Genomic DNA, 13148 nt, shown 5'->3' on the forward strand with positions numbered 1-13148 from the left:
TCGACTTCGGTTTGTCAATCCTGAAGGACGCCGCCTGCCCCTTCCAGCGCCTCGCGCGTGTCGACGTCGATCGAGGCGCCCTGCCCGATCTCGACGTCGATGACATCGAGACCTTCGGCCTCGACCAGGTGGCGCGCGCCGGTGTCGCCCTCGAGATGCGCGACGGCGGAAAACAGCGAACGCGGCAGCAGCACCGGGTTGCCGCGCTTGCCGAGATGCGCCGCCCGCACCACGGCGCGGCCGCCGGACCGGCGGAAGGCATCGATCAGGCTGTCGAGGTCCTTCGACGACACGCCCGGCATGTCGCCGAGCACGATCATGGCGCCGGCGGCATCGGCCGCGACCCGCGCGATGCCCGCCTTCAGGGACGAGGCCAATCCATCGGCGAAGTCTGGATTGTCGGCGAGCCTCACATCGAGGCCGGAGAGCGCCAACCGCACGCGCTCGCGCTGATGGCCGGTAACGACGATGGTGCCGGCGGCTTTCGAAGCGAGCGCCCGCTCGGCCGTGCGGCGCACCAGCGGCTTGCCTTCGAACAGTGCCAGCAGCTTGTTCGGCCCGCCCATGCGGCTGGAGCGGCCGGCAGCGAGAAGCACAATGTCGACCTTGGGTTCCGCTCTCACCGGCAGCGGCTCGCGCGGCTGCGGCCTGGTCGGGATTTCCATGAGAAGGCCACCAACCCCCATGCCGGCAATGTCGCGCGCCGTCACGTCGAGCCCGGCGACCAGCCGGTCGAGCACCCAGTCGAAACCGTTCTCCTTCGGACTGCGGGCGCAGCCGGGCGCGCCGATGACGCGCTTTCCGCCCAGCGTTCCGAGCACCAGGAGATTGCCGGGATCGACCGGCATGCCCGCGCGGATCACGGTACCCCCCGCGCGTTCAATCGCCGCCGGAACGACATCGGCGAAATCGCTCATCGCCGAGGCGCCGAAGATCACCACCATGTCGTTGTCGCGCGCCAGCGCGGTCGCGGCTTCCGCGACGGGCGCAATCTCATGCGGCGTGCGCCGCTCCACCGTCAGCCGGCCGCCGAAGCGCGCCAGCCGCGCCTCGGTGACGCGCAGCGTCTTGTCGAACACGCCAGGCTTCACGCCGGGCAACACCGTCTGGATGACGCCGACACGGACCGGACGATAGGCGTTAACGGCGAAGATCTCGCCACCGGCGCAGATCTTCATCACCGCACCGATCAGGTCTGCGGCGACAGCGAAGGGAATGATCTTCACTGTCGCCACCATCTGCCCTTTCTCGACCGGCGCGTGCTGCGCCAGCGTAGCGATGGTGATTGCCGGATCGATGGCATTGATGGCGTCGATCATCCTGGCGTCGACAGTGAACACGCCCGCGGTCTCGGCATGAAGATTGACCCGTCCGGTCGCAGCGGGCTTCACCTCGATGTTGCGGTGGCTCATTCCGGCAGCGATCTTCTCGGCCGCCGCATCCTCGCCGAGATCGTCGGAGGACAGAACCGCCGCTACGACCTCTCTCACACCGGCCGCCTTCAGCACCGCGACATCGTCGCCGCTCAGCCGATGCGCCTTGCGGAACCGGCGTTCGCCGGCAGCGGTCGCATGCGCCAGAACCGCGCCTTCAGCTTCGTCGATCGGAACCGGACCGAATTTCACGCCGCCGCGCCTTTGCTTTCGAGGCCGCGAGAGCGAAACGCGTGGATGGTCTGCGCAAGGACGGCGACGGCAATCTCGGCCGGGCTCGCCGCGCCGATGTCGAGACCGATCGGCGCATGGATGCGGGCGATCTGGTCGGCGCTGGCGCCGAGCGCCAGCAGGCGTTCCACCCGCTTGGCGTGAGTTTTGCGGCTGCCGAGCGCCCCTACATAGAAGCACCTGGCATCGAGCGCGGCCTTCAGCGCGAGATCGTCGATCTTCGGATCATGAGTGACCGCGGCAAGTGCGGTGTAGCTGTCGAGCGGCTCGCGCTGCAGCACATCCTGCGGCCATTCGGCATGCAGCGCCACATCCGGGAAGCGTTCCGGCGTGGCGAAGGCGGTGCGCGGGTCGATGATCTCGACCGGATAGCCGGCGATCCTGGCCATCGGCGCCAGCGCCTGGCTGATGTGGACCGCGCCGATCACCACCAGACGCGGGCGAGGCAGATGCGCATTGAGGAAGAAAGTCCGCCCTTCCGCTTCCACCGATGCCGAATTGCCGGTGCGGAACGCCCTGGCGATCGCCGCCCCGAGATCGCCTGCAACGTGATCGCCCTCGCGCACGACGCGGTCGCGGCCGTCGCCGAGATCGGTGACAAGCACCGCCGCGCGGCGAGCGCGGCGTTCTTCGTTCAGGGTCTTCAGGACATAAGGGTCCATGTGATCAGCCTAGTCTCTCGACATAGACCTTGATGCGGCCGCCGCATGACAGGCCAACCTGCCAGGCCGTTTCGTCGGCAACGCCGAACTCCAGCATCCTGGCCTTGCCGCTGCCGATGACATCGATCGCCTCGGTCACCACAGCGCCCTCGACACAGCCGCCCGAAACGGAGCCGTGGAAATTGCCCTCGGCATCGATGACCAGATGGCTGCCGACCGGGCGCGGCGCCGAACCCCAGGTCTCGACCACGGTCGCGATGGCGACATCCTTGCCGTCCTTCATCCAGCCTTCCGCGATGATCAAGGGATCGCGGGCTTCATCGAGATAGATGCTCTCGTCCATTCGTCGCTTCTCACAAAGTCTGTTTTTCAGGGGAAACTCTAGTTTTCCCAACGAACATATGGCTACGCGACGCGCCTCCCGCCAGTTTGCAGCCAGTGGCGCGGATCGACCGAAGCCGCCGGCCGCTGGTCGAGTGAGGCGCAAAGATCGGCCAGCGCATCGAGATTGTGCACCGCGCGGAACTCATCGACATGCGGCAGCATCGCCTTGACGCCGCGGGCGCGCGCCTCGAACCCGTCGAAGCGCAATAGCGGATTGAGCCAGATCAGCCGCCGGCAGGATTTGTGCAGCCGCTCCATCTCCTCCGACAAACCGGTGACGTCGTCGCGCTCGAGCCCATCGGTGATCAGAAGCACCACTGCGCCCTGCCCCAGCACGCGGCGCGACCACAGCCAGTTGAACTCGGCGAGCGCGTCGCCGATGCGGGTGCCGCCCGACCAGTCCTTCACCGCTGTCGAGCATTCGGCCAGCGCCTCATCGGGATCGCGATGGCGCATCTGATGCGTCAGGTTCGTCAGCCGCGTGCCGAAGACGAAGGCGTGCACGCGCCGGCGCTTTTCCGTCAGCGCGTGCAGGAAGTGGAGAAAGATGCGCGTGTATTGGCTCATCGAGCCGGAAATGTCGGCAAGCACGACCAGCGGTGGATGCACCTCGCGCGGCGAACGGAACTTCGGCAGGATCAGCGCGCCGCCGGTGCGCGCGGCAGAACGCATCATGGCGCGCGGATGGATGCGCCGCCCTTGCGCGTCAGCCTTGAAGCGGCGCGTGCGCACCATATCGAAGGGCAGTCGCAAGGCCGCGATCGCCTTTTTGGCCTCGGCGAGTTCGGCCGCGTCCATCTGGGCGAAATCCCTGCCGCGTAGCACCTCGTTGCCGGAGAAGGTGAAGCGCGCATCGACCTCGATCTCCGGCACTTCCCGTACCGGCTGGTTCTTGTGATGCCCTTCGAACATCGCCTGGCTGGCGCGGTTCTCGGCCGCGCGCGGCTTTTGCTTTTCACGATCGTCGGGAGCGACGGGCGAAAACATCGCCAGCAGCTTCTCGATCAGCTCGCGCGACTTCCAGAACAGGCGGAAGGCTTCGTCGAAAACCGGATGATCCTCATGCCGCGAGACCAGAACCGCATGCAGCGTCCAGTAGAAATCGTCGCGCGAGCCGATGCCGGCGGCAAGCACCGCCTCGATGGCGTCCTTGACCGAGGCCGGTCCGACGCGCATGCCGGCCTTGCGCAGCGCGCGGGCGAAATAGACGATGTTGTCGGCGATGCGCCCATCCGCTGTCGCCTCTTTGGGGTCCGGACGCGACGGCATGGCGCCTACTCCGCGGCCGAAAGCTCGGCCTTCACCTCGTTGAGGATGCGCCGGCCTTCGCCCTGCTCGATGCGGGCGATGTCGTCCTGGTATTTCAGAAGCACGCCGATCGTGTCGGATACGGTTTCCGGATCGAGGGCCACCTTGTCGAGCTCGGTCAGCGCGCCGGCCCAGTCGATGGTTTCGGCGACGCCGGGCGCCTTGAACAGCTCGATCTGGCGCAGCTTCTGGATGAAGGAAACCAATTCGGCCGACAGCCGGCTGTTCGCCTGCGGCACCTTGCGGCGCACGATCTCCAACTCGCGCTCAGCGTTGGGATAGTCGACCCAGTGATAGAGGCAGCGCCGCTTCAGCGCGTCGTGGATCTCGCGCGTGCGGTTGGTGGTGATGATGACGATTGGCGGCTCTTCCGCCTTGATCGTGCCGAGTTCCGGGACGGTCACCTGGAAGTCCGACAGGATCTCGAGCAGGAACGCCTCGAAGGCCTCGTCGGTGCGGTCAAGCTCGTCGATCAGGAACACCGGCGCCGCACCCGCCTTGCCTGTCAGCGCATCGAGCACCGGGCGGCGGATCAGGTATTTTTCGGAAAAGACGTTGCGCTCCATGTCGGAGCGCACGACCTTGCCGGCCGCCTCTTCCATGCGGATCTCGATCATCTGGGCGGCGTAGTTCCACTCGTAGACGGCGGAGGAGACGTCGAGCCCTTCATAGCATTGCAGGCGGATCAGCCGGCGGCCGAGCGCTTGCGCCAGCACCTTGGCGATCTCGGTCTTGCCGACACCGGCCTCGCCTTCGAGGAACAGTGGCCGCTTCATGCGCAGCGACAGGAAAAGCACCGTCGCCAGCGAGCGATCGGCGACATAATCCGCGCCGGTCAGGAGATCGAGCGTCTCGTCGATCGACTTCGGCGCGGGGCGCGGGGCGGTCATCTTGTCTCCGTGGATCCCGCTCGCCCGTTTCACAGAACGTGGTAGCCGCGGTTGTGGTAGATCAGCGGCCGCAAATTATCGCCGATACGCAGGCCTGTCACCTTGCCAAAAAGCACACGGTGGGTGGCGAGATCCTTGGCATCGATGATCTCGCAATCGAAGACGGCAAGAGCCCCTTTCAGCGTCGGCGCTCCCGTGGAGATGATATCCCAATCGCCAAGCGCGAAGCGTTCCTCGAGCGGCAGACCGGTGATGCCGGAAAAGCCGATCGACAGCGCTTCCTGGTCAGACGCCAGCGTGTTGAGTGCAAAGTTGCGGTTCTTGATGAACGCCTCGTTCTTCGCATTTTCGCGGTTGAGGCAGACCAGCACCGTGGGCGGCGTGTCCGACACCGAGCAGGCGGCGATCACTGTGGCACCCCTTTTGCCCGACGGGCCGTCGGTGGTCACCACATGCACATGGCCGGCAAAATGCGCCATCGCATCACGATAGGCCTGTGGCCCGATGTCATTGATCTTCAGCACGCGATGATCCACCTGTAAAAAACCAGCCCGTTATATATGGCGGCATATTGCATGCCACAAGTTGCCTAGCATGGGCGAAGCGCTTGACCGCAATCCTGAAATTCGCGTGTTGCACCGACCTTAGCCAGCCTTTAGGTCTTTGCTGGAATAGTGCCGAACCATACTCCCGGCACGGAGGACCTCTTCGCCCGAATGCGCCTTCTCACGACGACTTTAGCCGCGCTGCTTTCGCTGGCCGCGAGCGTCCACGCCGAGACGCTGGTTGGCGTCGCCGCACCGCTGTCCGGGCCGTCGACAATCCTCGGCAAGCAGATCGAGGCCGGAACCGGACTGGCTGCGGAAGCCCAGGGCGTCGCGCTCAAGACCATCGACGATGCCTGCACGGCCGACGGCGGCGCGGCCGCCGCCCGGCAGTTCGTGGACGCCAAGGTCAATATCGTCGTCGGCTTTCTCTGCACCGAAGCGATCGAGGCTGCACTTCCGGTCCTGAAGGATGCCAATATTCCGGTCATCACCTTGGGCGTGCGCACCGAGAGCCTGACCGATCGCCGCGCCAAGACCGGCTGGCCCGTCTACCGGCTCGGGCCGCGCGGCGACGACGAACGCAATGCGGCGGCCACGATCCTCACCCGGCTCTGGCAGAACGAACTGTTCGCCATTGTCGATGACGGCACCATCTATGGCCGCGAGATCGCCGAGACCTTCCGCGCGGCCGCGGAGCAGGCAGCGCTGAAGCCGGTCTTCGTCGACACGTTCCGGCCGCAGCTCGACAACCAGATCGGGCTCATCGGCCGCTTGAAGAAGGCCGGCGCGACCAAGGTATTCGCCGGCGGCGACGGCGACGACATAGCCATCATGGGCCGCGACGCCGCCCAGTTGAATGCCGGCATCGCTTTCGCGGGCGGCGAGACGCTTCGCGCGCCGCCCGGTGACGTGCCCTACGCGGCAGGCACGCTGATGATCGCGCTGCCGGAATGGGCGGAAGCCGCCGACCCCAAGGTGGTGCAGTCCTTCGCCGATCGGAATATCGTGACGGACGGCTATACCTTGCCGGCCTATGCGGCGGTCGAGATCGCCAAGGCGGCAACAGCGGACGCTGAAAGTTCCGGCAAGCCGCTTGCCGAGGTGCTGACCGGACATGACTTCGCCACTGCAATCGGTACCATCCGCTTCGACGAAAAGGGCGATCTCAGCCAGAATCCTTTTCGAGCCTTCCGCTTCGACGGCACGCATTTCGTGCCGCTGGAGGAAAAGTGATGTTCCGCACCGGACCACGCAACCTGATCACCGATGTCGCGGGCTTAAGCGTTGGCAACACTGCGAACGCCAGGCTGAAATCCGGCGTCACCGTGGTGCTGTGCGAGGAACCGGCTGTGGCTGGCGTCCAGGTGCTGGGTGGCGCGCCGGGCACGCGTGAGACCGATCTGCTCGAGCCGCAGAACTCGATCGCCGCCATTCACGCCGTCGTGCTGTCCGGCGGCTCGGCCTTCGGCCTTGATGCCGCCTCCGGCGTCCAGGCGGCGCTGCGGGAGAAGAACATCGGCGTCGAGGTCGGCGGCTTCCGCGTGCCGATCGTGCCGGGGGCCATCCTCTTCGACCTGCGCAACGGTGGCGACAAGGACTGGGGCCGATACCCGGCTTATCGAGAGCTTGGCTATGAGGCGGTTCAGGCGGCAATGGCCGACTTCCAGATCGGCACGGTCGGCGCCGGCACCGGCGCGCTGACCTTCGGACTGAAGGGGGGGCTGGGTTCAGCCTCGACGATGCTCGACAACGGCGTCACCGTCGGCGCGCTCGCCGCCGTCAACCCGACCGGCTCGGTGACTGTCGGGCGCAGTCGCCATTTCTGGGCGGCTCCTTTCGAGATCGGCAACGAATTCGGCGGCCTGGGCTATCCCGACCCGATGCCGGAAGACGCCAGGAAAATACTGCTGAAATTCCGCGACCGGCATGTCGGGACCCAGCCGGAAGGCGGCGGCACCACCATTGCCGTCATCGCCACCGACGCGGTTCTGACCAAGGCTGCCGCCAAGCGGCTGGCGATTTCGGCGCATGACGGCTTCGCCCGCGCCATCTGGCCAACGCACACGCCGGCCGACGGCGACCTGGTCTTTGCGCTGGCGACCGGCAGAAGCGGCATCGAGCTCGGCGCCGACGCGGCGATCGATCTCTATGCCGCGGCGGGTGCTACGATGGCACGCGCCATCAGCCGCGGCGTCTATGCGGCGACGCCCGCTGACGGCGACCTGTTTCCGGTCTGGTCGTCGCGCTGACGATCGTTCGGGGATCAGGTCGGGTCGGACTTCTCTTCCTCGAAGGTTACCGCGACATCCGAATTCGCCGACAGCCAGACTTTGTCTCCGTCGATCTCGGCGACGAGGCTGAGCGGAATATAGTGGTGATGGCCCCTGTGCGAGCCCATGCCGCTGTCGGCCTTGGTCAGCTTGATCCGCTGACCGTCCACCTTGTCGACGGTGCCGATATGGACGCCATCGGCGCCGATCACTTCCATATGCTCGCGTATCTTGCTGAGGTCGGTCATGATAGTTCTCCATTGGGAGGTCGGCCGACAATAACAAACGAAAGCCGAATTGGATGCATTGGCGCCGCATGGCACGACCTGTTCACCATGACGTGATACGGAAAAGCCCTACCCTGCCAGCCGGAGTAACCAGCCAATGCGAATTCCTATCCTGATCGGAGCATGGATACTCGCGCAGCTTGCGGGCATAGCCGAGGCGAATGCCGGCGACGTCGCCGAACTGGAGATCCTCGGCTTCAGCAAGGATGGCAGCGTCTTCGCTTTCGAGGAGTATGGTGTCCAGGATGGCTCGGGATTTCCCTATGCCAATCGCTACTACATCGACACCGCCACCGACACATTCCTCAAAGGCACGCCGGTCAAGGTCCGCCTCGACGACGAGGCGGCGACGCTCGAGGCGGCGCGCCTCCAGTCTCGCCAGAAGGGCGAGGCAATCGTCAGCCAGGCCGAGCTCGCCGCCAACCGCGGCATCACCGCCGGCTTCAACGCGGTGACCGAGCTCTCGGCCGATCCCTATCGCATGGCGGTCAACCCGCGGCCGATCTTTTCCCCGGTCGACGATCCACTCGAGTTCCGTCTCGACGAAGTCGCCCTGAACGACACCGAGGGTTGCCAAAGCCAGGGCGAGATCAACGGTTTCCGCCTCCTGCGCATCAATGCCAAGGACGGCGGCAAGACCGAGCTTTTGCATGAGGACAAATCCATCCCGAAAAGTCGAGGCTGCCCGAACGGCTACCGCATCGGCGCGGTGCAGACCTTCTCGATGCAAGGTCTCAGCGCCTATGCGGTGCTGATCGCAGTGCGCCACTACGGCTTCGAAGGGCCGGATTTTCGTTGGATCGCCGTGACCGGCCGCCTGTGACACCGCGCGAGCAACTTTCACTGCGCAGCCGCCTGAACCTGCGCGAGGCTCTGCCGGCACTGCGCACGTCGGTCCTGGGCACATCGATGTGGAGCTTTGCGATGGCGGCCAGCTCTTTCCTCAATCTCCACGACTGGGAGACGCCCGGCAAAGTCCGCTTCGTCGTGCTGCTCTATGCCCTCGGCGGCGCGCTTGCCTTTCCGGTGGGGTTGACGCTCGCCGGGCTGGTGTCGCGTGGCCGCCACTGGGAAACGGCGCTGGCCGCTGCTTTCGTATGCCTGCTCGGCGCAACGCTTGCCTTCACCGGTGGCCTGTTCGCGCTGCAATACCGCTCCTACTACGCCGAATGGCATGCGCCGGCCTTCACGCTGACCTGGGCATTCGAGTTCGTCTTCACCATGCTGACGGCGCTCTACCAGTTCGTCGTCCTGGGTGTGCGGCTCTATTTTCCGCTCGGCTTTGCCGCACTTGTCGCCGCCAGCGTCTGGTTTGCGCGTCAGCGGCGTTGAGCATTGGCCCGGCCTCTGTTAGGACGCGGCCGAAGCTTCTCCCAGCAGGACTGGAAACGATGATCCCTCGCTATTCCCGGCCGGAAATGGTCGCCATCTGGTCGCCCGAAACCCGGTTCCGCATCTGGTTCGAGATCGAGGCGCACGCTTGCGACGCGCTGGCCGAGCTCGGCATCATCCCGAAGGAAGCCGCGAGAACCATCTGGGAAAAGGGCGGCGCGGCCAAATTCAACGTCGAGAAAATCGACGAGATCGAGCGCGTCACCAAGCACGACGTGATCGCTTTCCTCACCCATCTCGCCGAGTTCGTCGGACCGGACGCCCGCTTCATCCACCAGGGCATGACTTCGTCGGACGTTCTCGACACCTGCTTGGCGGTGCAGCTGACGCGCGCCAGCGACATCCTGCTCGCCGACATCGACGCGCTGCTTGGCGCCCTGAAGCGCCGCGCGTTCGAGCACAAGGACACCATCACCATCGGCCGCAGCCACGGCATCCATGCCGAGCCGACGACCTTCGGCGTCAAGCTGGCGCAGGCTTATGCCGAGTTCTCGCGTTGCCGCGAGCGGCTGCTGCATGCGCGCGAAGACATCGCCACCTGCGCCATTTCGGGCGCGGTCGGCACCTTCGCCAACATCGATCCTTATGTGGAGGAGCATGTGGCGAAGAAGCTCGGGCTGAAGCCGGAGCCGGTATCGACGCAGGTCATCCCGCGCGACCGCCACGCCATGTTCTTCGCCACGCTCGGCGTGATCGCCTCTTCGGTCGAACGCCTTGCCATCGAGATCCGCCATCTGCAGCGCACCGAGGTGCTGGAAGCGGAAGAGTATTTCTCGCCGGGACAAAAGGGCTCGTCGGCGATGCCGCACAAGCGCAACCCGGTGCTGACCGAAAACCTAACGGGCCTTGCCCGCATGGTGCGTTCCTACGCCATGCCGGCCATGGAGGATGTGGCGCTCTGGCACGAGCGCGACATCTCGCACTCCTCGGTCGAGCGCATGATCGGGCCCGACGCCACGGTGACCCTGGACTTCGCGCTGTCACGGCTCACCGGCGTCGTCGACAAGCTGCTCGTCTATCCCGAGAACATGCTGAAGAACATGAACAAGTTCCATGGCCTGGTGCATTCGCAGCGCGTGCTCCTGGCGCTGACGCAGGCCGGCGTATCACGTGAGGACGCTTACCGCCTGGTGCAGCGCAATGCCATGAAGGTATGGGAACAAGGCGCTGATTTCCTTGAGGAACTTCTCGCCGACAAGGAAGTGACCGCAGCGCTCCCGGAGGCCGAGATCCGCGAGAAATTCGATCTCGGCTATCACACCAAGCATGTCGACACGATCTTCAAGCGGGTGTTTGGAGAGGCCTAAGCAACCGTCCCAAATGAAAAGGCTCGCCATTGGCGAGCCTTTTCATTTTGAAGATTGACCATCCCGATCAGGCCTTGCCGGGAACGGTCCTGATCACCGTGCCCCACGGGTCTTCCCGCGCAGTCCCTTCCTTCACATTGTCCGAGCGCATCTCGACCCAGGCCAATCCCGAGCGGGACGGATCGCGGCGGCCTGCGCCGGCGCTGTGCCAGGCATTGGCGCCGATATGATGGTGGTAGTGGCCTGACGACAGGAACACCGCCTGGCTGCCATATCTGGCCACTGTGTCGAAGCCGAACTCGTCGTGCCACCAGGCTTCGGCGTCCTCTGGGCGGCCGACGCGCAGGTGGACATGGCCGACGATGGTGTTCTCCGGCGCGCCCCGCCAGCCGGCGTCACCGGCCGGCACGCTGGCGACGACCGCGGGCAGGTTCAGCCGCTCGGTCGCCATGGCTATTCTGTCGCCGTTCCATTTCCAGTCCTGCGGACGGCGGTCGGCATAGATCTCGATGCCGTTGCCCTCCGGGTCGGTGAGATAAAGCGCCTCGCTGACCAGATGATCCGACGCGCCCTCAATGCCGATCCGGCTGGCGGCGGCATGGTTGATCCAGCGGCCGAGATCGGCGCGCGACGGCAGTAGGAAGGCCGTGTGGAAAAGGCCGGCGCTGCGCGGATCGTCAGGCTTGGCCGAGGCATCCGGCTCCAGCACCAGCAGCGGACGATTGGCGGCGCCGAGCGTGATCGCGCCGTCGGCGCGGCTCAGTTCCTGCAGGCCGACAACGGCGCGGTAATAGGCGGCCAGGCTTTCGGCGTCGCGCGCCTTCAGTCCGACACGCGAGACGCTGACCGGTGTGGTCGCAGCAAAAGGCAGTTCGCTCATGAGACTCTCCGTTTAGGCGCCGGCCTCTCCAAAAAGGCAGCCGCGCCCCAGCTTTTATTAGTCATAGTGAGATCGTCGATTGCGATCGTTCACACAAGTCAGAAAGAATCGAACAGGTTGTTCACAATTATGACGCGCTGCGCCCGCATCCATCGGTACGGTTGCAAGAGGCAGGGCTGCTCGCTACATCGGCGCCATGAAAGTCAAGGACGCAGATATTCTCATCATACCGGGCTACACCAATTCCGGTCCCGAACACTGGCAGACCCGCTGGCAGTCGAAACTGTCGACGGCGCGTAGGGTCGAGCAGGCCGAATGGTCGAAGCCGGTGCGGCATGACTGGACGACAAGTGTGGCGAAAGCCGTCAACGAGGCCGAGCGGCCGGTGGTGATCGTCGCCCATTCACTGGGCGTGGCGGCGGCGGTACAGGCCATTCCGCAATTCCAGAAACCGGTTGCCGGAGCCTTCTTCGTGGCGCCGCCCGACGTAGCCAATCCGGAGATCAGGCCGAGGCATCTGATGACCTTCGGGCCTTATTCGCGCGAGCCCCTGCCCTTCCCCTCGATCGTGATCGCCAGCCGCAACGATCCGTTCTGCGCCTTCGACGTCGCCGAAGACATTGCCGCCGCCTGGGGGTCGCTGTTCATCGATGCCGGCGAGGCCGGTCATCTCAATGCCGATGCCGGGTTTGGCCCGTGGCCCGAAGGCTCGATGACCTTCGCCAAGTTCCTGACGGAGCTGAGAATACCCTGAAGCCGGCGGGTGCGCTCAGGAGCCGATCGAATCCCGCATGCTCTTCAACAGCGTCTTGGCGCCGAGCGAGATCAGCGTGTGGTCCGAGCCCATGGCGAGCAGCCGATAGCCCATCGATACGACGCGGCCGGCAATGGCCGGCTCGATGACATAGATCGCGGCATGCTTGCCGGCCTTGCGCGTCCTTTCGGCGATCGAGGCGACCGTCTCCATCATGCTCTCCAGCGTCGAATTGACGGCGGTGCCGTTCGACCAGGCGATCGAGAAATCCGACGGCCCGACGAAGATGCCGTCGATGCCGGGTGTGTCGAGGATGCCGTCCAGCGCCTCGAACGCCGCCCGCGTCTCGACCATCGCGAAGGCCATGGTGCGCTGGTTCGAGTCGCGCAGCCATTCGGCATGGTCGCCCTTGCCGTGGCGCGGGAAAGCATAGGTAGGGCCCCAGGAACGCTCGCCCATCGGCGGATATTTCATCGCAGCGGCGAACTGCCTCGCGTCCGCGACGGAATTCACCATTGGCGCGATCACCGCCTCGGCGCCGAAATCGAGCGCCCGGCTCGCCATGTCGAAGCGGCCGACCGGGATGCGCACCAGCGCCGGCTTGTTGGCGGCAAGCACCGGCACCAGGCCGCGCAGCACGCTGTCCTCATGATGGCCGCCGTGCTGCATGTCGAGCGTGACGGCGTCAAAACCCTGCTTGGCGATGATTTCGACAGTCAGCGCGTCCGGCACGCCGGACCAGGCGGTGAAAAGCGTCTCGTCGGCAGCCAGGCGGGATTTGAGGGACATCGGGCCTTCCTTG

The 13148-nt window shown here is 65.2% G+C and carries 15 protein-coding genes; 6 read left to right on the forward strand and 9 right to left on the reverse strand.

Translation table 11 applies throughout. The features are described 5' to 3' along the window. Positions 1–14: 14 nt before the first annotated feature. From EN853_RS12450 to EN853_RS12475, 6 genes are all read right to left on the reverse strand, one after another. Positions 15–1625 carry a molybdopterin-binding/glycosyltransferase family 2 protein gene (locus tag EN853_RS12450; protein ID WP_127860138.1) on the reverse strand — a complete coding sequence of 537 codons (1611 nt, stop codon included), beginning with the start codon at positions 1623–1625 and terminating at the stop codon, positions 15–17. Then, positions 1622–2326: an XdhC family protein gene (locus EN853_RS12455; RefSeq protein ID WP_127860137.1), complete on the reverse strand. Its 705-nt coding sequence runs from the start codon at positions 2324–2326 to the stop codon at positions 1622–1624. Before EN853_RS12455 ends, EN853_RS12450 begins: the two co-directional genes overlap by 4 nt. A gap of 4 nt (positions 2327–2330) precedes the next feature. Then, on the reverse strand, positions 2331–2669 hold the full coding sequence (locus EN853_RS12460) for an XdhC family protein (RefSeq protein ID WP_042644561.1): 339 nt from the start codon (positions 2667–2669) through the stop codon (positions 2331–2333). A gap of 62 nt (positions 2670–2731) precedes the next feature. Next, entirely contained in the window at positions 2732–3979 is a 1248-nt protein-coding gene (locus EN853_RS12465) for a VWA domain-containing protein (protein WP_127860136.1), read from the reverse strand. A 5-nt stretch (positions 3980–3984) separates the two neighbouring features. After that, entirely contained in the window at positions 3985–4908 is a 924-nt protein-coding gene (locus EN853_RS12470; protein ID WP_127860135.1) for a MoxR family ATPase, read from the reverse strand. A 29-nt stretch (positions 4909–4937) separates the two neighbouring features. Then, positions 4938–5432 carry a flavin reductase gene (locus EN853_RS12475; protein WP_127860134.1) on the reverse strand — a complete coding sequence of 165 codons (495 nt, stop codon included), beginning with the start codon at positions 5430–5432 and terminating at the stop codon, positions 4938–4940. A 192-nt stretch (positions 5433–5624) separates the two neighbouring features. On the opposite strand from EN853_RS12475, the gene EN853_RS12480 reads away from it, so the two are divergent. Next, positions 5625–6689, forward strand: a complete 1065-nt coding sequence (locus tag EN853_RS12480) for a branched-chain amino acid ABC transporter substrate-binding protein (RefSeq protein WP_127860133.1) — start codon at positions 5625–5627, stop codon at positions 6687–6689. Beyond that, on the forward strand, positions 6689–7705 hold the full coding sequence (locus tag EN853_RS12485) for a P1 family peptidase (RefSeq protein ID WP_127860132.1): 1017 nt from the start codon (positions 6689–6691) through the stop codon (positions 7703–7705). Before EN853_RS12480 ends, EN853_RS12485 begins: the two co-directional genes overlap by 1 nt. A 14-nt stretch (positions 7706–7719) precedes the next feature. Here EN853_RS12485 and EN853_RS12490 read toward each other — a convergent pair whose 3' ends face one another. Next, positions 7720–7974: a DUF2171 domain-containing protein gene (locus EN853_RS12490; RefSeq protein ID WP_127860131.1), complete on the reverse strand. Its 255-nt coding sequence runs from the start codon at positions 7972–7974 to the stop codon at positions 7720–7722. A gap of 136 nt (positions 7975–8110) precedes the next feature. Between EN853_RS12490 and EN853_RS12495 the strand changes: the two genes are divergently transcribed. From EN853_RS12495 to purB, 3 genes are all read left to right on the forward strand, one after another. Continuing rightward, complete coding sequence (locus EN853_RS12495) at positions 8111–8836, forward strand: DUF2259 domain-containing protein (RefSeq protein WP_127860130.1); 726 nt, start codon at positions 8111–8113, stop codon at positions 8834–8836. Between the two features lie 101 nt (positions 8837–8937). Further along, positions 8938–9345 carry a hypothetical protein gene (locus tag EN853_RS12500; protein WP_127860129.1) on the forward strand — a complete coding sequence of 136 codons (408 nt, stop codon included), beginning with the start codon at positions 8938–8940 and terminating at the stop codon, positions 9343–9345. Positions 9346–9404: 59 nt separating this feature from the next. Then, positions 9405–10712, forward strand: coding sequence for an adenylosuccinate lyase (purB, locus tag EN853_RS12505; protein ID WP_127860128.1), 1308 nt, complete (start codon positions 9405–9407; stop codon positions 10710–10712). A gap of 67 nt (positions 10713–10779) precedes the next feature. Here purB and EN853_RS12510 read toward each other — a convergent pair whose 3' ends face one another. Beyond that, positions 10780–11592 (reverse strand): VOC family protein, encoded by an 813-nt coding sequence (locus EN853_RS12510; RefSeq protein WP_127860127.1) that lies wholly within the window; start codon positions 11590–11592, stop codon positions 10780–10782. Positions 11593–11788: 196 nt separating this feature from the next. Between EN853_RS12510 and EN853_RS12515 the strand changes: the two genes are divergently transcribed. Beyond that, positions 11789–12346 carry an alpha/beta hydrolase gene (locus EN853_RS12515; protein ID WP_127860126.1) on the forward strand — a complete coding sequence of 186 codons (558 nt, stop codon included), beginning with the start codon at positions 11789–11791 and terminating at the stop codon, positions 12344–12346. A 15-nt stretch (positions 12347–12361) separates the two neighbouring features. Here the strand turns inward: EN853_RS12515 and EN853_RS12520 are convergent, their stop codons facing one another. Further along, the gene (locus EN853_RS12520; RefSeq protein WP_127860125.1) at positions 12362–13135 is read right to left on the reverse strand and encodes an HpcH/HpaI aldolase/citrate lyase family protein; all 774 of its coding nucleotides are present in this window, start codon (positions 13133–13135) and stop codon (positions 12362–12364) included. Positions 13136–13148: the final 13 nt, after the last annotated feature.

The organism is Mesorhizobium sp. M1C.F.Ca.ET.210.01.1.1 (genome assembly GCF_004791585.1).
Lineage (GTDB): Bacteria > Pseudomonadota > Alphaproteobacteria > Rhizobiales > Rhizobiaceae > Mesorhizobium.